Annotated in this window: 22 protein-coding genes and 2 riboswitches; of the genes, 11 read left to right on the top strand and 11 right to left on the bottom strand. The window is 39.5% G+C overall.

Going from position 1 to position 18,842, the window contains the following annotated elements; genetic code table 11:
• Positions 1-380 precede the first annotated feature (380 nt).
• On the bottom strand, positions 381-689 hold the full coding sequence (locus tag ACFX4L_RS10085) for an MFS transporter (RefSeq protein ID WP_375166249.1): 309 nt from the start codon (positions 687-689) through the stop codon (positions 381-383).
• A gap of 127 nt (positions 690-816) precedes the next feature.
• Positions 817-1,518 carry a DUF459 domain-containing protein gene (locus ACFX4L_RS10080; protein WP_377383970.1) on the bottom strand — a complete coding sequence of 234 codons (702 nt, stop codon included), beginning with the start codon at positions 1,516-1,518 and terminating at the stop codon, positions 817-819.
• 223 nt (positions 1,519-1,741) lie between these two features.
• Here ACFX4L_RS10080 and ACFX4L_RS10075 point away from each other — a divergent pair, with 223 nt between their 5' ends.
• Positions 1,742-2,248 carry a GNAT family N-acetyltransferase gene (locus tag ACFX4L_RS10075; protein WP_061462182.1) on the top strand — a complete coding sequence of 169 codons (507 nt, stop codon included), beginning with the start codon at positions 1,742-1,744 and terminating at the stop codon, positions 2,246-2,248.
• Between the two features lie 69 nt (positions 2,249-2,317).
• Here the strand turns inward: ACFX4L_RS10075 and ACFX4L_RS10070 are convergent, their stop codons facing one another.
• Both ACFX4L_RS10070 and ACFX4L_RS10065 read right to left on the bottom strand, forming a co-directional pair.
• Positions 2,318-2,512, bottom strand: coding sequence for an aspartyl-phosphate phosphatase Spo0E family protein (locus ACFX4L_RS10070; RefSeq protein WP_284471400.1), 195 nt, complete (start codon positions 2,510-2,512; stop codon positions 2,318-2,320).
• A 251-nt stretch (positions 2,513-2,763) separates the two neighbouring features.
• Entirely contained in the window at positions 2,764-2,952 is a 189-nt protein-coding gene (locus ACFX4L_RS10065; protein ID WP_377383963.1) for a Fur-regulated basic protein FbpA, read from the bottom strand.
• Between the two features lie 176 nt (positions 2,953-3,128).
• Positions 3,129-3,233, bottom strand: a riboswitch (SAM riboswitch).
• Positions 3,234-3,392: 159 nt separating this feature from the next.
• A riboswitch (TPP riboswitch) is annotated at positions 3,393-3,497 on the top strand.
• A 94-nt stretch (positions 3,498-3,591) separates the two neighbouring features.
• Here ACFX4L_RS10065 and tenA point away from each other — a divergent pair.
• From tenA to thiE, 5 genes are read left to right on the top strand one after another with little or no spacing between them, the layout of a single operon-like run.
• Complete coding sequence (gene tenA / locus ACFX4L_RS10060; RefSeq protein ID WP_089364158.1) at positions 3,592-4,281, top strand: thiaminase II; 690 nt, start codon at positions 3,592-3,594, stop codon at positions 4,279-4,281.
• Positions 4,282-4,296: 15 nt separating this feature from the next.
• Positions 4,297-4,818 carry an energy coupling factor transporter S component ThiW gene (gene thiW, locus ACFX4L_RS10055; protein ID WP_284472102.1) on the top strand — a complete coding sequence of 174 codons (522 nt, stop codon included), beginning with the start codon at positions 4,297-4,299 and terminating at the stop codon, positions 4,816-4,818.
• On the top strand, positions 4,787-5,593 hold the full coding sequence (gene thiD / locus ACFX4L_RS10050; protein ID WP_284471402.1) for a bifunctional hydroxymethylpyrimidine kinase/phosphomethylpyrimidine kinase: 807 nt from the start codon (positions 4,787-4,789) through the stop codon (positions 5,591-5,593). Before thiW ends, thiD begins: the two co-directional genes overlap by 32 nt.
• Complete coding sequence (gene thiM / locus ACFX4L_RS10045; RefSeq protein WP_061462177.1) at positions 5,590-6,405, top strand: hydroxyethylthiazole kinase; 816 nt, start codon at positions 5,590-5,592, stop codon at positions 6,403-6,405. The genes thiD and thiM overlap by 4 nt, the downstream gene beginning before the upstream one ends.
• Positions 6,386-7,018: a thiamine phosphate synthase gene (gene thiE, locus ACFX4L_RS10040; protein WP_284471403.1), complete on the top strand. Its 633-nt coding sequence runs from the start codon at positions 6,386-6,388 to the stop codon at positions 7,016-7,018. Before thiM ends, thiE begins: the two co-directional genes overlap by 20 nt.
• Before the next feature lie 35 nt (positions 7,019-7,053).
• On the opposite strand, the gene ACFX4L_RS10035 is transcribed toward thiE, so the two are convergent.
• On the bottom strand, positions 7,054-8,259 hold the full coding sequence (locus ACFX4L_RS10035; protein ID WP_377404950.1) for an MFS transporter: 1,206 nt from the start codon (positions 8,257-8,259) through the stop codon (positions 7,054-7,056).
• 278 nt (positions 8,260-8,537) lie between these two features.
• Here ACFX4L_RS10035 and ACFX4L_RS10030 point away from each other — a divergent pair, with 278 nt between their 5' ends.
• On the top strand, positions 8,538-10,025 hold the full coding sequence (locus ACFX4L_RS10030; RefSeq protein WP_061462174.1) for an aldehyde dehydrogenase family protein: 1,488 nt from the start codon (positions 8,538-8,540) through the stop codon (positions 10,023-10,025).
• A 414-nt stretch (positions 10,026-10,439) separates the two neighbouring features.
• Positions 10,440-11,672 (top strand): aminopeptidase, encoded by a 1,233-nt coding sequence (locus tag ACFX4L_RS10025; RefSeq protein ID WP_377383955.1) that lies wholly within the window; start codon positions 10,440-10,442, stop codon positions 11,670-11,672.
• 512 nt (positions 11,673-12,184) lie between these two features.
• On the opposite strand, the gene ACFX4L_RS10020 is transcribed toward ACFX4L_RS10025, so the two are convergent.
• Positions 12,185-12,472: a hypothetical protein gene (locus ACFX4L_RS10020; RefSeq protein WP_377404947.1), complete on the bottom strand. Its 288-nt coding sequence runs from the start codon at positions 12,470-12,472 to the stop codon at positions 12,185-12,187.
• Positions 12,473-12,857: 385 nt separating this feature from the next.
• Between ACFX4L_RS10020 and ACFX4L_RS10015 the strand changes: the two genes are divergently transcribed.
• Positions 12,858-13,025, top strand: coding sequence for a hypothetical protein (locus tag ACFX4L_RS10015; protein ID WP_167555970.1), 168 nt, complete (start codon positions 12,858-12,860; stop codon positions 13,023-13,025).
• 124 nt (positions 13,026-13,149) lie between these two features.
• Here ACFX4L_RS10015 and cspC read toward each other — a convergent pair whose 3' ends face one another.
• Entirely contained in the window at positions 13,150-13,350 is a 201-nt protein-coding gene (cspC, locus tag ACFX4L_RS10010) for a cold shock protein CspC (protein ID WP_010331195.1), read from the bottom strand.
• 328 nt (positions 13,351-13,678) lie between these two features.
• On the opposite strand from cspC, the gene ACFX4L_RS10005 reads away from it, so the two are divergent.
• Positions 13,679-13,939 (top strand): hypothetical protein, encoded by a 261-nt coding sequence (locus ACFX4L_RS10005; protein WP_377383952.1) that lies wholly within the window; start codon positions 13,679-13,681, stop codon positions 13,937-13,939.
• Positions 13,940-13,994: 55 nt separating this feature from the next.
• Here the strand turns inward: ACFX4L_RS10005 and ACFX4L_RS10000 are convergent, their stop codons facing one another.
• The 3 genes from ACFX4L_RS10000 to ACFX4L_RS09990 all read right to left on the bottom strand — a co-directional run bounded on the left by ACFX4L_RS10000 (position 13,995) and on the right by ACFX4L_RS09990 (position 15,848).
• Positions 13,995-14,612, bottom strand: a complete 618-nt coding sequence (locus ACFX4L_RS10000) for a YdcF family protein (RefSeq protein ID WP_377383949.1) — start codon at positions 14,610-14,612, stop codon at positions 13,995-13,997.
• A gap of 106 nt (positions 14,613-14,718) precedes the next feature.
• Positions 14,719-15,504, bottom strand: coding sequence for a serine hydrolase (locus ACFX4L_RS09995; protein WP_377383946.1), 786 nt, complete (start codon positions 15,502-15,504; stop codon positions 14,719-14,721).
• 179 nt (positions 15,505-15,683) lie between these two features.
• Positions 15,684-15,848, bottom strand: a complete 165-nt coding sequence (locus tag ACFX4L_RS09990) for a YezD family protein (RefSeq protein ID WP_081108733.1) — start codon at positions 15,846-15,848, stop codon at positions 15,684-15,686.
• A gap of 522 nt (positions 15,849-16,370) precedes the next feature.
• On the opposite strand from ACFX4L_RS09990, the gene ACFX4L_RS09985 reads away from it, so the two are divergent.
• Positions 16,371-17,759 carry an amino acid permease gene (locus ACFX4L_RS09985; protein ID WP_061462169.1) on the top strand — a complete coding sequence of 463 codons (1,389 nt, stop codon included), beginning with the start codon at positions 16,371-16,373 and terminating at the stop codon, positions 17,757-17,759.
• A gap of 41 nt (positions 17,760-17,800) precedes the next feature.
• On the opposite strand, the gene ACFX4L_RS09980 is transcribed toward ACFX4L_RS09985, so the two are convergent.
• Positions 17,801-18,778, bottom strand: coding sequence for an aldose 1-epimerase (locus ACFX4L_RS09980; protein ID WP_377404944.1), 978 nt, complete (start codon positions 18,776-18,778; stop codon positions 17,801-17,803).
• Between the last annotated feature and the right edge of the window lie 64 nt (positions 18,779-18,842).

Below are 18,842 nucleotides of genomic sequence, written 5' to 3'. Positions count from 1 at the left end.
ATAGCATCTCCTCTTATGGCCTAGCTAATCTCCTTTAATTATTCCATTTTCTATATGAATGTGTAAAATAATAATGCTTTTTGACAGAAACGAACCGATTTATAGTTGTCTATTTTCCGAAAAGCTCTATGATAGTCATAAAGGTAAAATTCACCTAATACAAATGACTTCCGAAATTCCATATAGCTCCAAATAGCAATGACTTTGCGATGTTGTAAGCAATAATAAAGAACATAAAGAAAAATCATTACAGCTCACATACTATATATACAAAACTATAGGTAGTATGTGAGGAGACAATACCTATAGGGAACCTAATGCCACACCTAAATCATTGAATAAAAAAAACGTTGAAGTTGCTAACCCTTTTCGCTCAGTATTTACTGACTGAACAGAAGAGTTTGCATAGCAGGTTGAAGAACACCAAACTCTTCTCCTATGATTGCTCCCGCACTTAAAAATGCATTCATGGTATGTGCTTGACTCAAAATGATCATACCTATGATAAAAATTAATACGAATGGATAGACTATATGATTTGCTCCTTTACGATCAAATAGTTTTCCAACAAATGGACGTGACAGTTTTATAAAGAGTGCGAAGATTACAAAGAAATAACTTGTAATAGATGTCATACCTAATGCCTCAGCATAAATAGGGATAAAAGTAAAATACGCCCGCATAAGCAAAAGTAAGAACAGCAGCCATTAAATCAATGGGAACAGTCCCAATCTCAAAAAAACCCGGTTAAGGGAATCTTTTTTATGTATGTCCGTTATCCGGGGTAGAATTCAGCCTTCTGTGCATTTTTTACTTTCATTTGAAATGATACCTTTCCAAAATCCGATTCGTAATGAGCTGATATCCCTTTTCATTGGGATGAATCTTATCACTGAAATACTCGGTTTTCTTTTTATTCTCAAAAAGATCATTTGTAGGAATGAATACCATCCTTTTATCCTTTTTCGCTATTCCCATTATTGATTGGTTATAATCTTGGATGTGCTTTTCAAGTTTTTGATTATCTTTAATCGGATTATACAGTCCCACTACAAGTATATCCGCTTTATCGTTTGCCTTTATCAGTGTCGAAGTAATCTTATCAAGATGGTTGATATACTCCCGTTTACCCTCATCGATTTTTCGATCACTTATTTTCTTCAAGTCACCGCCGTTACTATTGATCAAGTCATTGGTTCCAATATAAACGATGAAAGTATCGGCTTTATCAAGTTTCGATTTAATGCGGTAATCATCAAGCTGATTCATGACCCCATCCGTTTCCTGACCTTTTATACCGTAATTCCAAAAACTCACTTTTTGTTCCGATTCCGGATTATTCAATTCATCCTCCAGACCTTCTACATATCCCTCCCCGTCCTTATCCCCTTTTCCAAAGGTTAACGAATCTCCAAAAGCCATTACCCTTTGCACATCTTTCGACTCCGAGGCCTGAAATTTATATGCAGCAAAACAAATAACTAGTACAATAATTAACAAACCTGCTACTTTTTTCATTGGTTTCTCCTTTTGTCTATTTACTATGAAGTATTTCATCATTTTAAATACCCAAAAATCTGTAGTTTTAACATACAAAAATGAATTGTCAGATAAATAGTAAAGAGTGTATGATAATATAAAACTTTCAATGGATTGGGCTTCATTCACCGGCCTTTATGTAAGCGGGATGATACCCTTTATTCTGGAGATTGAATATAAATGATAGATAGGAGTTTAAATGATGGCAGAGCACATAGAGTTTAGGGAGGCAGCACTTTCGGATTTACCCAGAATCGTTGAAATATATAATTCGACAATTGCTTCAAGAATGGTCACGGCAGATACGGAACCTGTATCCGTACAATCGAGGGTTAAATGGTTTGAGGAACATCATTCAGAAAGTCGACCGCTATATATCATTACTATAGAAGGGCAAACTGCCGGATGGATGAGCTTTCAATCTTTCTATGGCCGGCCAGCTTATGATTCTACGGCCGAAATCAGCATTTATATCGATGATTATTTCCGGGGAAAAGGAATCGGACAAATTTCGATTCAAAAGGCAATTGAAGTGAGCCCTAAATTAGGGGTGAAAACTTTATTAGGTTTCATTTTTGCCCACAATATACCTAGCCTGAAGCTTTTTTCAAAATTCGGGTTTGAAAAATGGGCAAATTTGCCTCGAGTTGCAGAGCTCGATGGCATTGAAAGAGATTTGATTATACTTGGGAAACGTGTCGATAATTAAAATATTCATTTAAAGCTATTGCCTTGAGCAGTAGCCTTTTTCGGATTAAGCGAGGCCGAAATGGAGAATTTAGAAATACCTATATCCTTTCTTAAGGGAAAAATATTCAGAATCTCTTTTATTTGTTAAAGCATTCAACAGCGTATCCAATTCTTGGCTTGCTTGAACAGTTAGAAGACTTGTTAAACCATAAATTGCCGCCAATTTGATCATTTCTTGTCTCTTCTCTTCTACTTTTTCAACAGTTACCTTCTGGCAAAGCATCAAGCCACCTCCCATTTATTCAATTTTTTTACACCTTCATCATAATGAAAATTATAGTTAAAATCAACTATTCATTTGAAATCAAATGTGTAATTTTACAGTTTAAATGTGACAAAAAGCCTATTTCATTTTCTAAATATGTATATATTGTGTCATCCCCTATATAAACATAAATAAAAAAAGCATCCACAAGTATAGACTGCGAATGCTTACATCATATCCCTTATCCCAAGATTATAGCCTATCGATTACTATGTCATCCATTCCGAAGGAGACTGGTTATTAGGTCTATTTATTACAATCTTATATTCATTTTCAAGTACTTTTAACGGGGCATCATAAAGGTGCCTTTCATCAGAGGTTTTGTATACTCCATTGGCCAATAACTCTTCAATAAGCATTGCCTTCCTCTGTTCAATCCTCTTAAATAATTCTGCCATGTAAATGGCTCCTTTCCTAGTCATCATAGAGCCCGCTTCTAGTTGAGCTAAACTGTATTAACCGGTTTGATTTCACCAAATTATATATACCTTTTCTAGTATGCCACTAAACGTTATTCCGCAAAAATAAAAGCCTCTTCTAATTCAAGAAGAGGCTTACAGTGTCCGTACGGCTCTTCTTATCTTCCAAGCAAATGCTTGTTGGATTTAGCACAGTTCCCAAAATGGGTCTGCTGCCGAGGTTTCTTTGGGCCAAGTCCCTCCACCTCTCTGGATAAGAATTCAATATATAAATGATGTAGAAATGATTTTATCCCAATAAACATCAAAAGTCAATTACCTGGTTCTTCCTTTTCCACTTGCCATAAATGGGTTTCCCCTTTCAAATGTGGGTTGCATTTTCTTGTCTTTCTGATATGATGTCAGTAATTACATACAATTCACACCACTAGGGGAGTCTTTTTTTAGACTGAGATGGAATTAGTTCCGGACCCTTTGAACCTGAACCGGCTCATACCGGCGGAGGGAAGTGGATGATATCGTCCATTTGCAGACTTTATCCATCTACCCCGTTCCGTATTCAGGAGCGGTTTTTTTTATGGATGTAAATAGGGGATCTATTCTAAAGGAGGATGAACAATGGAGAATACTAAATTAGAAACCTTCAGTGAAAGACTTCATGGACGGGCAAAAGAAATTTGGAAAAGGAACCATTCACATCCCTTTGTCCAGGCAATTGGAAACGGCACGCTACCTGAAAAAAAATTTTCTTATTATTTGAAGCAGGACTATATCTATCTCATGGAATATTCCAAGCTTTTTGCTCTAGGTGTCATCAAAGCTCATAATATCGAAACCATGGCAAGATTTTCCAGTATTTTAAACGAAACTCTTCAAGTGGAAATGGATATCCATCGGCAATATGCTTCGGAATTCGGAATCAGTACCAAGGAATTGGAAGAAACAGAACCTACGCCTACCACTTTAGCCTATACGGGTTACATGCTAAATGCAGCTCAGCATGGGACTTTGGCAGACCTCATCGCTTGTCTCCTACCATGTGCTTGGGATTATTATGAAATTGGTTTGATATTAAAAAAACAAAATGGTGAAGCATTGGAAAACAACCGCTACGCAGATTGGATAAGGTCCTATTCATCTCCTGAATTCGGTGAGGCACACAAGTGGCTGATTGCTTTATTGGAAGAATTAACAAGAGGCATGCCTGAAAAGGAACTTCTGAGATTAGAAAAGCACTTTTTGGTGACTTCCCGATATGAATATTTATTCTGGGATATGGTTCAAAATGAACAAGATTGGCCACTGTAGGTATTGGCCATGATGATGAATCCAATCAAGAAAATGACGTTGACTGCCATGATCACGGGTATAACGACTCTGACCAGTTCAATTATTTTCATCCCTGTCGGATTTGCTAAAATCTTCCCTATACAGCATCTGGCAAATGTCCTGACAGCCGTTTTATTGGGGCCTGCCTATTCGGTAACACAAGCTTTATTAGTTTCCATCATTAGAAACATGTCTGGTACCGGTTCAATTTTCGCCTTTCCTGGCAGCATGATAGGTGCACTATTGGCTGCCGTCCTTTATCGAAAAACACAAAGCTTGAAATTCGCCTGTCTAGGGGAAGTGATTGGGACCGGCATTCTCGGATCCCTATCCTGTTATCCACTTGCACTCCTCCTATTGGGGGAAAAAGCTGCTCTTTTTGGTTTTTTACCAGCTTTTATGCTTAGTTCATTCGCAGGTGCGCTTTTAGCTTTCATATTACTTAAAATACTTCTAAAAAATAATTATATGAAGGGGATTTTTTATGAAAACAGCATTAACCATCGCAGGCTCTGATTCAGGGGGCGGTGCTGGAATACAAGCAGATTTAAAAACATTTTCTGCACATGGTGTCTTTGGAATGTCTGCCATTACAGCTGTTACTGCACAAAACACAATGGAAGTGCGTTCAGTTCAGGCCATCGAAACAGCTATCATCTCGGATCAAATTGCTGCCATCTTTGAGGATATTCATGTCGATGCAGTAAAAATAGGAATGCTTGGATCAAAAGAAATAGTGAAAACAGTCGCTGCGTCCATTAAAACCTACTTACCTTCCATCGTTATCCTTGACCCAGTCATGATTTCAAAAAGCGGCCACCATTTGCTAGACGAAAAAGCTGTCACTGCCTTAAAAATGGAATTGCTTCCGCTTGCAACACTTGTAACCCCGAATGTACCAGAAGCGGAAGTCCTTACTGGCTTGTCGATTCGAACGAAACAAGATTTTTACAGGGCATGCATATCCATACATGAACTAGGTTCTAAAGCCGTTTTACTTAAAGGGGGCCATGCAGCAGGAAATCCAAACGATCTTTTTTATGATGGAACTGACTTCCAATGGATCAAGGGAGAACGCATTCATACACAAAACACACATGGTACAGGCTGTACCCTATCATCCGCCATTACATCCAACCTGGCAAATGGACTGCCATTGAAAGAGTCGATTGAACTGGCCAAGACCTATATTTCCGAAGCGATACGTAATAGCTTTTCAATCGGTAGGGGGCATGGACCTGTCCATCATTTTCATTCATTTTCAAAAAAAGAACGGAGTGACTTAATATGAATGTTGCTGCAGCCGATTTATTCGTGAAAGTACGAGAAAGAAAACCTCTCGTTCACCAAATCACCAACTTTGTTACGGTCAACGACTGTGCCAATGTCACCCTTGCCATCGGTGGCTCACCTGTAATGACATCGAGCCCCAGTGAAGTGGCGGATATGGTCAAATTAGCGAATGCATTGGTCCTGAATTTCGGTACGATTGATGATAAAGCCTTAGAAGCAATGGAGATTGCCGGCAAGACGGCAAATGCCCTGAATATCCCAGTCATTTTGGACCCGGTGGGAGTGGGTGCCACCTCCTATCGGACAGAGAAAGTCACAGAGCTCCTAAGTAAGGTTACTTTCCAAATCATTCGCGGAAATGCGAGTGAGATCCTACGATTGATGGGGGGGGATATCGTTACACGCGGAGTGGATTCAGGGGAACTAGCGATTAGCAATGCAGAGCTGGCTGCACAAGCAGCAAATAAATTGAATAGTATCATCGTGGTCAGCGGGGCTAAGGATGCGGTCAGCGACGGAAAACATACGTCAATTATCGACAACGGGAATCTCCTTTTAACTAATGTCACTGGTACCGGATGCATGGCCACAGCTCTTATCGGCACCTTTTCCGGAGTCACGGACGATTTCTATTCTGCGGCAATTGCCGGTATCTCGACCATGAGCATTTCAGGGGACCTGGCAGCTGCAAAACTTCAAGAAGATGAAGGGACAGGAACGTTTCGAGTGCGATTAATGGATGCAATATCAAGAATGGATAAGGAAATCTGGATGCATGAGGTGAAAATAAATGAAGAAGTCCCAAATTGATTTAAGTCTATATTTAGTTACGGAAGAGTCGATAGCAATAGAAGAATTGACCAAAATCATTGCAGAATCGGTTTCAGGAGGAGTTTCGATCGTACAACTTAGAGAGAAAAACAATTCCTCCCTCTCCTTTTATAAAAAGGCTTCTGAATTAAAACAGTTATTGAGCGAGCTGTCCATTCCCCTTATCATTAATGACCGGGTAGATATAGCACTCGCTGTTGAAGCGGACGGAATTCATATTGGGCAAGATGATCTTCCACTGCCTGTCATCAAACAAATGGTTCCTGACGATATGATTGTCGGTGTTTCAGTCTCCACACTTGAAGAAGCTCTCGAAGCCGAACAAAATGGAGCAGACTATATCGGAGTCGGTTCCGTTTTCCCTACGAAGACCAAACAAGATGCAACGCTAATGGCCATTGAAGATTTGGAGGAAATTTGTCGCAGCGTATCGATTCCTGCCGTAGCAATCGGGGGTATCACAGCCGATAACATTTCTTCACTTTCAGATAGCGGGCTATCCGGTACCGCAGTCGTTTCAGCAATCATGAATGCAGATAGTCCAAAGATTGCCTCCGAACTCCTTTTAAAAATAATAAAAGACTTTAAGTAAAGAAAAGAGGGGACTGATTGGTCCCCTTCCTTCGTTTATGTCAAAACGGTATTCTTTGTTTCCTTCCCAAAAGCCACAGCAGTGGCTCCCACTAGAATAGCAATTGTAAATATGGTGAAAATCGTTGAAATCGGGGTACCGGCAGCAACTAAATACCCTACAAGCAATGGCCCCAGGACACCGCCAATCCTGCCAATACCAGCAGCTAGCCCTGTACCGGTACCACGAACTGCAGTTGGATACTGCTCAGGTGTATACGCATAAAGCGCACCCCATGCCCCTAAGTTGAAGAAAGATAGGAACATTCCAGAAACTATCAGCAGTGCCAACCCCTCTGCCGATCCAAAGAAAAAGGCACTGATGGCTGTTCCAATTAAGTATGTGATCAAAACGAATTTACGACCCATCTTCTCTATCAGCCATGCAGCTGAAAAATAGCCCGGAAGCTGTGCAAGCGTCATGATCAAAACATATTCAAAGCTTTGAATCATACTGAATCCTTTTAAGACCATCACACTTGGCAGCCATAAAAACATCCCATAATAAGAAAAGACCACGCAAAACCAAAGAATCCACAAAACAAGGGTCTGGCGAGAATATTCCTTTTTCCAGACACTTTTCATGTTGCTTATTACTGTTGGTCTCTGCTTCTTTTCAAGTTCCGTAAATTTCGGTGAATCTGGTAGCTTCAAGCGCAGATACAGTGCATATAAAGCGGGAACTGCACATAATATCAACGCAACCCTCCAACCATAAGCCGGAATGATGAAATAGGAGATGAGTGCTGCCAATATCCAGCCAACCGCCCAAAAACTTTCAAGGAGGACGACAACCCTTCCCCTTTTACTAGCATCAACACTTTCAGAAACCAATGTCGATGCAACCGGAAGTTCGCCTCCAAGTCCCATTCCAATCAAAAATCGCAATATCAAGAACAAGCTGAGTGTACCGACTGCTGCAGACAGGCCACTTGCGATTGAAAACAATAATAATGTAATGATAAAGACATTCTTGCGTCCGACCCTGTCAGCCATCGCACCAAAGAAAACAGCTCCGACAGCCATCCCTATAGAGTTTATGCTCCCTATCCAGCCAACCTGTTCACTGGTTAAGTTCCATTCCTGTTTCAAAGCAACTATAATGAAAGAAAGCATACCGACATCAAGTGCATCGAACATCCACCCTAGACCCGCAACACCTAATAATTTACGCTGCGATATCGTTTTAACATCATTTCCCATATATTCCTCCTGAAGAACTTTAGACCTTCTAGTTATTTTATCCCTATTCATTTTAACTATTAACTTTAATTTCCGCTATAGTATTTACACATGTCATGACAAAAAAACATCATTCGTTTATAAATGAAGAATGACTCTTGATTGGGGTATTATGTCGAATGATAAAGATTGAATATTCCTTTTTTTTCATTTATTATAAAAATTGGCATAGATCATAGCGTTATCAAATAAGTCATCATGTTTTGCCCAAGATATTCATTTTATTCAGGAGGGTACTTATGACAAATCTAACGTTAGAAGTAAGTGGAAAGCTGCAAAAATTTTTAACAGGACCAAAAAAGCTTTATATTAATGGTCAGTTTGTAGAAAGTGCTTCAAAAAAAACCTTCTCCACTCCTAATCCTGCTACAGGACAAAAACTTGCCGAAGTATATGAAGCAGATAAAGAAGATATCGACTTAGCAGTCAAAGCTGCACGCAAAGCCTTCGATGAAGGTCCTTGGTCAAGGATGAGCGCCGCTACCCGCAGCAGGCTTATGTATAAGCTGGCAGATTTAATGGAAGAAAACAAAACTGAACTTGCTCAATTGGAAACGCTGGATAATGGGAAACCAATCAGTGAAACTACCAATGCTGACATCCCTTTAGCTATAGAACATATGAGATATTTTGCTGGCTGGTCCACCAAGATTGTTGGACAAACCATTCCGGTAAGCGGAAATTACTTTAACTACACAAAACACGAGGCTGTTGGTGTTGTGGGACAAATCATCCCATGGAACTTTCCGCTTCTTATGGCGATGTGGAAACTTGGAGCGGCACTTGCTACAGGCTGTACGGTCATATTAAAGCCTGCTGAGCAAACACCGCTTTCCGCACTTTATTTGGCTGAATTGTTCGCTGAAGCCGGTTTCCCTGATGGGGTGGTCAATATCGTTCCCGGCTTTGGTGAAACCGCGGGACAAGCACTTGTCGACCATCCGCAAGTAAATAAAATTGCATTTACCGGTTCGACTGAAGTTGGAAAATTGATCATGCGTTCCGCGTCATATTCATTGAAACGGGTCACATTGGAACTTGGTGGGAAATCCCCAAACATCATCCTACCCGATGCGGATTTCTCAAAAGCCATACCTGGAGCTTTGAATGGGGTCATGTTTAACCAAGGGCAGGTATGCTGTGCCGGATCCAGGGTTTATATTCAAAAGAAACATTATGACAACGTTGTTGCCGATATGGCCAGCCATGCAAAAAATATCAAACAAGGGGCAGGTTTAGATCCAAGCACACAAATTGGGCCGCTTGTTTCCCAGGAGCAGCAAAATCGGGTAATGGGCTATATTGAAAAAGGGAAAAACGAGGGCGCGGAAGTCCTTGTCGGCGGTAACAAACCGGGTGAACAAGGCTACTTTGTTTCTCCTACCATATTCGCTGGTGTTGAAGAGGAAATGACGATCGCTAAAGAAGAGATTTTCGGGCCGGTCATTGCCGCAATGCCATACGAGGATTTAGACGATGTCATTAACCGCGCAAATGCCAGTGAATATGGATTGGCTGCTGGCTTATGGACAAGCGATTTAGCCAATGCCCATTATGTTGCAGGAAAACTCCGTGCTGGTACAGTGTGGGTGAACTGTTATAACGCTTTCGACGCGGCTTCCCCGTTCGGCGGTTACAAACAATCAGGAATCGGACGTGAAATGGGATCTTATGCACTTGATAACTATTCGGAAGTGAAAAGCGTCTGGATCAATTTGGGTAAGTGATTTTTTGAATATTAGAAAGGGGGTCTCAAAGAGACCCCCTTTCTTTCAGTCCGTGATGAACTGAGAAACAACAAAATTATTGCGACTATTCAAACCTTTCCGATAGTCTTTCCTTCTTTAGTTTTGGTAGGTTGAAACATGGACAAAAAGAATGTTGAAGGCACCTTTACTGCTGGAGCTAGCGCGGGTGTACGTGTTCAAACGCCGGTGATGGTGTTGAGGCGGCCATTAATCACCTAAGTGAAATCAATTGGGAATGTTATGTGGACCATGATTTACTGAAAAGTTGTTTTTGATCTTATAATCTTTCATAGAACTATAAAGTTTTTCCATACAACGATGTAAAAAGTTTCTTTTTTATATGACAATAAGTACAATTATAGATGTAGAAAATGGAAAAGGAGTTTTTAAATGATGAGTGATTTTCAAACGAATTTAGAAAAATATGCAGAACTGGCCGTTAAGGTCGGCGTTAATATCCAAAAAGATCAAACCCTGGTTGTAAACACTACATTAGAGGGAGCTGACCTTGTGCGTCTCATCGTAAAAAAAGCATATGAGAACGGCGCGCGGAATGTCATCGTTAATTGGAATGATGATATCGTTGCACGTACCAAATATGAACTGGCTCCTGATGAGGTGTTCCACGAGTACCCAAAGTGGCGGGCAGAAGAAACGATCGAACTTGCGGAAAACGGAGCTGCGTATCTGTCCGTCATCTCCTCAAGCCCTGACTTATTGAAAAGTGTACAACCTGAAAGGATTGCCAACTTCCAAAAGGCATCCGGGACTGCTCTGAAGAAGTGGCGTCAGTATATGCAATCGGATAAAGTAAGCTGGTCCATAGTCGCCGTCCCTTCAAAGGCTTGGGCTGATAAAGTATTTCCTGAAGAAGCAGAAGGAAAACGCGTTGATATGCTATGGGAAGCCATTTTCAAGGCAGTTCGTGTTGATGTGAAGAATCCTGTAGAGGCTTGGAAAAAACACGATGATACCCTGCATGAAAAGGTTGATTATTTAAATGATAAGCATTACCAAAAATTGCATTACACGGCTCCTGGAACCGACCTGACAATCGAGTTGCCTGACAAACACCTTTGGGTCGGAGCAGGAAGCGTTAACGTACAGGGTCATGAATTCATGGCTAACATGCCAACCGAAGAAGTGTTTACGGTTCCATTGAAAACAGGTGTTAACGGTACGGTTTCCAGTACGAAACCCCTTAGTTATGGCGGCAACATCATTAATAATTTTTCCGTAACCTTTAAGGAAGGACGGATCATTGAAGTAAAAGCTGAAGAAGGGGAAGAAATCCTAAAACAATTGGTTGAAACGGATGAAGGTTCACACTATCTTGGGGAAGTGGCACTCGTTCCATTCAACTCACCGATTTCCCAATCGAATGTTTTATTCTTCAATACATTATTCGATGAAAACGCGTCAAACCATCTCGCTATCGGCAGCTCCTATGCTTTCTGTATTGAAGGCGGAAAAAATATGAGTCCAGAAGAGCTTGCAGAAAATGGGCTGAATGAAAGCCTTGCACATGTCGATTTCATGATTGGATCCGTGAAAATGAACATCGACGGCATCAAACAGGATGGCACTTCAGAACCTGTCTTCCGTAATGGGGATTGGGCGTTTTAATTAAAGGGTTGATATAGAGGGGTTTTGAAGGTCCATAACCTTGAGTGGTCACAGAATTGGTCACATTTCATTAGATTTAAACAAATTATCTAGCTCATCAGCCACGTGTTTCTGCATACTAGGAAGCACGTGGCTATAAAGTGTACAGTTTATTTTGGAAGTCCCTTTAAATAGTCACCTGTTGATGCTCTTTAATTAATTTGTCTAGTGTTGGTTTTGATCCACCTAATTCCTTTGCAAGCTGAGAATTCGATAGTTCTCGAATGGTATATCTTTTATATTGCTTGTCGAAGTCTGGAATCAATACTTCTTTCCTTCCTTACTACTTTCCTGCTGCTTTACTATATGATACTCATGGAAAACAAGCCATTTATATACAGGTTATGAATAAAATTTTGTATATAAACAGTATTAAATATTTGTGTTATTGAACTCAAACCAGCGTCTAATAAGGCAAATGTTCATTTTAAAATAACTTCATGTGCAAAATTAACTAATATTACTTAATTAGGCTAGTAACAACCATGTCCGTGATGACCGCCATAACCCATACCGTATCCAGAATGACCGCCATAGCCCATACCATAACCAGAATGACCGCCATAACCCATACCATAACCAGAATGACCGCCATAGCCCATACCATATCCAGGATGACCGCCATAGCCCATACCATAACCAGGATAACCACCATAGCCCATACCGTATCCAGGTTGACCGCCATAACCCATGCCATAACCGCCTAAACCGCCATAACCCATGCCATAACCAGGATAACCGCCAAAGAATTGTCTTTCCATTTATATCTCCTCCTCAAATTGCTTCAAAAATAGTGTATGTGTCCATATTCAAAAAGGAATAGACATTTGCCTATATTAAAAATTCACAAGTGTTTACAGACAATTAGCCAGTCAAAAAAGGTATGGGGGAGAATATGAAGAAGCATTTAATGGGCAATGGATTGATATTAATTTTCCCGATCCTAAAATTAGTTTTAGGCATCCTCATTCCTTTTATAATATCCGAATGTGCAGAACCTTTTTAAATATGCTCTGTTCAAGGCAAAAGATCTCACAATACGTCCACTTATCACGTTTAGGAAGCTACATAATATATCATTGGAATATCTTGAACACATTTTTTATTCCCAAATATGTTATACTATTAATAAAGAGGGTGCATAAATTGAAAAGCAATAAGTATAATACTGGCGAAACAGTAACTATTCAGGATACTAATGAATTAGTAACCATTAATAAATGGGCATACGTAAAGAACATGAAAAGATATTCTTATACTGTAAAAGAACATCCAACTACTTTTTTCTTTGAAGAAGAATTAAAAAAAGCTTAATAACACGTCCCTAAAACCCTACTCCGCTCAGAGTGGGTTTTTTTATGCCTTCATTTTTTAAAACAATAAAAAACAGACTCCAGTAGAGGAGTCTGTTCATATAGGTTACGATTTAATTTTAAAATTAAGCTTTTTGAACGTTAGCAGCTTGAGCTCCACGAGCACCTTGCTCAACGTCGAAAGTTACTTTTTGACCTTCGTCTAAAGATTTGAAGCCTTCGCTTTGGATAGCTGAGAAATGTACGAATACGTCGTCTCCGTTTTCACGTTCGATAAATCCAAAACCTTTTTCTGCATTAAACCATTTAACTGTACCTTGTTCCATTTTTGTTGCCTCCTAGTGCATAACACACATGTTATTACTATTTTTAACCATTTGGAAAATAACTAGTATCCTCTTCCACAATCAAAAACAATTCTATATTAGATTAACATGAAATGATTAATATAGCAAATTATCTAGAGATATTTTAAAAATACAAGGATTACATCTTCTTCACCTTCCTTGGATAGATTTTTTCAATTGCCCATTTCCCTCTTTCCTTTATTTTCTTTATTTATCCAATAGAATGATTCAGATAATGATGAAAGGGTATATCAAATAAGAAACAGTACCATTTCACTTAAAGAGTAAACAGCAAGGAGGTCAATCAATGAAATATTACAAAGTTTCCAATAGCGGTTTTGAAAATAAGGTTATTGTAGCCTATAGCGGGTATGAGGCACTTGGATTCTATTTAATGGAAATCAATGATCAACTTGGTTTTGTTGATGATATAGATGTGGAAGAAGTAGATCCTGATGAACGAGTCGAGATTTCCTACACCGGGTATCCCGTCTATAAGACACTTAAGGAAATATATCAAGAGAACGATTTTTGGGAAATTCCCAATGTTGTCGTGGAAGTCGAATAATAAAAAAATCCCCTGTCTATAAGGAAAGGGAATTCGGATTATGCCCCTGGGATGGTTATCTCCCAATTAATTCAGTCAAATAATATTTGGTAATAGCGAGATATTCACGGATATACGATTTCAACAATACCACTTTTGGTGTCTTTGCCGGTATTCCCTTCATGTCCAAGCCTTCTTTTTTTGCTATTTCAACTGCCCGGTAGATATGAAAATCATTACTGACAATCAATCCGGAAGCAGCTTTATCAGGAATGAGTTCTTTTGAGAAAACAATATTTTCGTGAGTTGTTGTAGATTTGTCTTCCATCATGATACGCGCTGCTTCTATTCCATGCGCGATTAGCCCCTGTTGCATTGCCTTTGCTTCCGAAATATCTTCCCCCGGACCTTTGCCGCCAGATACAATGACCACAGTATGTTCATTCGCCGATAAATATTCTGCAGCTTTATCAATCCGGTATTGTAAAGATAATGATGGAACCGAACCTTTGACCCTTGCTCCAAGAATTATGAGGTAATTGGCATTTTCCGGAATCGGCTGGTGAATGCTTTGTTGAATTTTCATATGTAAAAAACCAAAATAACCCAGTAACACAACAAATCCAATTACGCCAAATTTCATCGTCCTCTTCAATGTTTTTCCCCGTTTCGTTTTCCTTTCATTATATACCATTTTTCCCTCATTTCCCCTTATAACTAATAATATGGAAGAGCGGGAATCATGATTGACTTCCCGCTCTTCTTCTTATTATAGTGATGACCATTCTAAATCGGATAATCTATTCTGAGACCATATCATCATATATCAACTTTCCAATTTTACTTATTACTTGACGGCTTTCTTCCTCTGATTTCATATCTTCAGTTAGAACTGCAGCATAAACTGTTTGTGTTTCTGACCGAATGATTGCACAATCATGGGCAACTCCCCGAATTCCGCCCGTTTTGCTTGCGACCTTAACTCCTCTACCCATCAGTGATGGAAGTTTATCCCGTATTTGCTGATTATCAAATACACGCATTATTCTTTCCTGGCTTTCTTTCGTTAAAAAGTAGCCTGTATGTATGGCTTTTAAGCAGGTAATCGTATCTTCCGCCGAAATGGTATTGTCCCGTCCTTCCTTTAATGCCTTAAAATCCTGCATTTTTCGTTCAAGGATGGTATTTTTCAAACCAAGTTCCTTGATGCATCGATTAATTTCATCAATACCTAACAGGCTCATCATCATATTCGTGGATGTATTGTCAGAAACGGTTATCATCAATGTCAATAAGTCCTCAACCGTTAAAAATACCTTATTTGATAAGGCATGCAGGACCCCAGATCCGCCGGTCACTTCATTAGGGGGGATGGTCACTGGTTGATTCAAATAGATTTTCTTTTGTTCACTTTGACGATAACCTTCGATGATCATTGGTATTTTGATTAAACTAGCTGATTGAAAGGATTCATTCACGTGATATCCAATAGTCTCTCCTAGACCATTTTCAATTTTATATGCAATTTTCCCATTAAATGATTCAACTAATGCCAAGATATCATGTTCTATGGTTTGTAAGGTCATAAATTCCCTGTTCCTCCTTATTGTTTCATTTAAGTCCCTTTAAAAACTCCCTTATACCTTAACTTATTCTACCATGTTAAAAGCAGTACAATCTTCTACGAAATTCCAAATCGAATTAATTTGTATAAAAAGCAAAATAAAAGAGCCTTCGTCTTGAAAGCCCCCTTAAAAAGTGGTAATTATCTTGTTTTAACAGCCCGGCCCTTAACTGGGAATCGTTTCTTCTCAGTTGTATCCACCTGAGTGATTTCACCATCATGTACGGTTATTATGACGGATCCATATTGCAGATCTTCCAAGCTTGAAATAATATGCCTAAATTTGAATTCTTCTTTCTTTTCCATAATCTCTCCCCTTCACTACTGGTAATAAAGATTCGTTTCATATCTAATGTTAAAAAGAGATCGTACGAACATACACGTACTCTCCCCGCTTTCCATGTTTTCTTGAGGAACTTGGTTTACCTATCATATCCTCATCATACTTTGCGTATAAGAATAACCAGTTAATAGGAACTCCACATTCCCCTCCCCCCACTATAAAAAATAAAAGGCACCCGCCATCAAACAGAAGTAGATGTAAGGGTGCCTTTAGTTGACTAATCGGCAATATTTTAGAGTTGCATATGTTATAGAAAAATACGATTTAAAGCAAAAACCGCATTATTCTTACCAACTAACTTGGTATTTACTAATATAATCCAATTCCCTCGTTTTGTCAATATGAATTAGAATTTTCTGATTAGTATGTGTTTTACATTTTACTTATTTACCACTTTACCAAACTAAACTATTTAAGATATACTATTTTAGTATAAGTTGTCGGTATTAACACACACTTTGTATTTAAGAAAGGTTCGATTATAAATGGTAAATAAAAAATGGGGTTTATTGATTTTGACCACATTCGTAATCGGGAATATGGTCGGCGGCGGAATTTTCATGCTCCCTGCTCAATTAGCACAAGTATCCAGCCCATTAGGGGCCACATTGGCGTGGGTGGTTACTGGACTGGGAGTTTTTCTAATAGCTCTGGTGTTTGGTAACTTGGCAGTCCGGAAACCGGATTTGAAGGCTGGACCTCAAAGTTATGCTCAAGCATTATTTAAATCTCCGGCTAAAGGAAGGGTTTCAGGATATAGCATGGCTTGGGGTTATTGGGCTGCAAATTGGGCTGCGACAGCTTCTGTCATCATTTCATTTGCTGGTTACCTATCAACATTTTTCCCGGTCATGCATAGTACCAAAGTGATTTATACTGCTGGTTCATTTGATCTCGAAGTTGGTAAAGCACTAACATTTGCGGTATGCTCCATTGCACTTTGGGGGATCCAGGCAATCTTGGTAAGAAATTTTAACAGTGCTGGAAAACTGAATCTTTTTGCTACGGTTACCAAAGTGCTTGGATTCTTATTTTTCATCATTATCACGATATTCATCTTCGATTCTTCCAATCTGGGGAACGGTGCTGAATTTTATGATAAAGCAGGTTCAGCCATCTCTTTAGGTGCTCAAGTGAATGCTGCTGCAATTTCAACATTATGGGCCTTCATCGGTATTGAAGCTGCCGTCATGCTTTCAAACCGTGCTAAGTCACAAAATGATGTAAAGAAAGCGACGATTCTTGGTTTACTTATCGCTGTTTCCATTTATATCGGCATTACCTTATTGACGATGGGTGCCATATCTCAAGATGATTTGAAAATATCCCAAAAGCCACTTGTTGACGCACTACAAGCTATAGTTGGTTCAAGCGGCACGTATTTAATGGCCGCTCTTGCCGTCATTTCCTTATTGGGATCAACAATCGGATGGATTGTCGTTGCATCTGAAGTTCCTTACCAGGCAGCGAAATCAGATCTGTTTCCGGCCTACTTTGCAAAGGCAAACAAAAATGGAACACCCGTCCGTTCTATGACAATAACAAATATCATGACACAGATATTCTTATTCTCCACTATTTCGGGAACGATCCTGGAAGCTTATAAATTCTCAATGATTGTCGCAACACTCGCTTACTTGATTCCTTATCTTGCATCAGTTCTGTACCAGTTAAAGTTAGTCATGACTGGTGAAACATATGACATCATGAAAGGCTCAAGGGTACGTGATGGCATCATCACCATCCTAGCGTTAGTCTACTCGATCTGGGTCATCAAGACCGGTACAGCCGATATGAATACATTCATACTTGGCATTGCCTTATATGTATTTGGAATCGTTCTATACCCACTCTGGATGAGAAAGAAAGCATAAACTTAAACACCTTGGCATTCAAAAGTGCCAAGGTGTTTTATTTATACCTCTTTCATTATCAGTCTAGTCTTCAGCCGAACCGTTTCCCCTGAGCTTAGCTCCCGCAATCCAGTCAAATCCGCCGATAAATCCAGATTAGGAGCATTCGTTACCCATGTATATGGTTCCGGACAGACGAACTCCTCCTGATTGAACAATACCCAAAACTTAAAACGTTGATCGCCTTGATAAATGACTTGTATGCCAGCATCTTGATCAGTGAGAACACACTCGTTTTCCAGAGCACTTTCCTCATCATAGCCATAAAGATCATCAAACCGCCGACCTTCCAAGCTAAATCCATTTTGGATTTCCAACGTATTGGCCGTTTCATAAATTTCACCAGTGGGCAATGACCTTTCATTCAACTCCCATTGTTTATTGACGGGAAGTGATATTCTGCAATCCTCCATTTTGCTCCCTGGTCCAAATGGAAAATTGAATACAGTGTGATAACCTGCTCCCCACGGAAAGGGTTCAATGCCCTTGTTGGTGATTTCCAATTGGATATCCAATGTATCATCCATTAAAGACAAAGACATATTCACAGTGATATCTTGTGGGAAGCTACCTTTTAGATTAGTAAAATCACTGCTTGAAAATTCAGTATTAATGACGATTTCGTTCCCGTTCACTTCCTTTTTGCAGACTCGCCACGGCTTGTCATGCAAAAGACCATGAATATGATTGAATTTTCCCATTTCATTGATTGGAAACTTATACGTATTCTCCTTATATGTAAATTGACCATCTTCAATTCGATTGGGAGGAAACAAGATTGGCATACCGTATAAAATGGGGTCCTTTTTATACTCTTCCAAACTATCCGGAGTTCGCAGCACCTCAATATCCTTTCGCTTGTACTTCAACGAAAGCAGATTGCTGCCTAAAGATGGTGCAAGCATCGCTTCCACATTTGCATTGCCGAACTTTATGGCCTTTTCATTTAAAAAAATGATATCCTCTATATACCCTGTCACTTATTCTCCCCCTTTGGCTTGAACATATATCCATCCTACTTCCAATGACCACTTTTTGCAACAA

The organism is Peribacillus sp. YIM B13482, assembly GCF_042787975.1.
Classification (GTDB): domain Bacteria; phylum Bacillota; class Bacilli; order Bacillales; family DSM-1321; genus Peribacillus; species Peribacillus simplex_A.
Note: the sequence above shows the minus strand (reverse complement) of the source record. Positions and strands in the feature narration are given on the sequence as shown.

Bases quoted from the DNA above. Each gene is read 5' to 3' on its own strand.
- ACFX4L_RS10065 (WP_377383963.1), bottom strand. From the start codon at position 2,952: ATGGCAGAATTATTTAAGAGGATTGAACAGAGGAAGGCAATGCTTATT.
- ACFX4L_RS10035 (WP_377404950.1), bottom strand. From the start codon at position 8,259: ATGGGAAATGATGTTAAAACGATATCGCAGCGTAAATTATTAGGTGTT.
- cspC (WP_010331195.1), bottom strand. From the start codon at position 13,350: ATGGAACAAGGTACAGTTAAATGGTTTAATGCAGAAAAAGGTTTTGGA.
- ACFX4L_RS10030 (WP_061462174.1), top strand. From the start codon at position 8,538: ATGACAAATCTAACGTTAGAAGTAAGTGGAAAGCTGCAAAAATTTTTA.
- thiM (WP_061462177.1), top strand. From the start codon at position 5,590: ATGAATGTTGCTGCAGCCGATTTATTCGTGAAAGTACGAGAAAGAAAA.
- thiW (WP_284472102.1), top strand. From the start codon at position 4,297: ATGAATCCAATCAAGAAAATGACGTTGACTGCCATGATCACGGGTATA.
- ACFX4L_RS10075 (WP_061462182.1), top strand. From the start codon at position 1,742: ATGGCAGAGCACATAGAGTTTAGGGAGGCAGCACTTTCGGATTTACCC.
- ACFX4L_RS10000 (WP_377383949.1), bottom strand. From the start codon at position 14,612: ATGGTATATAATGAAAGGAAAACGAAACGGGGAAAAACATTGAAGAGG.
- thiE (WP_284471403.1), top strand. From the start codon at position 6,386: ATGAAGAAGTCCCAAATTGATTTAAGTCTATATTTAGTTACGGAAGAG.
- ACFX4L_RS10025 (WP_377383955.1), top strand. From the start codon at position 10,440: ATGAGTGATTTTCAAACGAATTTAGAAAAATATGCAGAACTGGCCGTT.
- tenA (WP_089364158.1), top strand. From the start codon at position 3,592: ATGGAGAATACTAAATTAGAAACCTTCAGTGAAAGACTTCATGGACGG.
- ACFX4L_RS10005 (WP_377383952.1), top strand. From the start codon at position 13,679: ATGAAATATTACAAAGTTTCCAATAGCGGTTTTGAAAATAAGGTTATT.
- ACFX4L_RS10070 (WP_284471400.1), bottom strand. From the start codon at position 2,512: ATGCTTTGCCAGAAGGTAACTGTTGAAAAAGTAGAAGAGAAGAGACAA.
- ACFX4L_RS09990 (WP_081108733.1), bottom strand. From the start codon at position 15,848: ATGGAAAAGAAAGAAGAATTCAAATTTAGGCATATTATTTCAAGCTTG.
- ACFX4L_RS10020 (WP_377404947.1), bottom strand. From the start codon at position 12,472: ATGGAAAGACAATTCTTTGGCGGTTATCCTGGTTATGGCATGGGTTAT.
- ACFX4L_RS09985 (WP_061462169.1), top strand. From the start codon at position 16,371: ATGGTAAATAAAAAATGGGGTTTATTGATTTTGACCACATTCGTAATC.
- ACFX4L_RS10080 (WP_377383970.1), bottom strand. From the start codon at position 1,518: ATGAAAAAAGTAGCAGGTTTGTTAATTATTGTACTAGTTATTTGTTTT.
- thiD (WP_284471402.1), top strand. From the start codon at position 4,787: ATGAAAACAGCATTAACCATCGCAGGCTCTGATTCAGGGGGCGGTGCT.
- ACFX4L_RS09995 (WP_377383946.1), bottom strand. From the start codon at position 15,504: ATGACCTTACAAACCATAGAACATGATATCTTGGCATTAGTTGAATCA.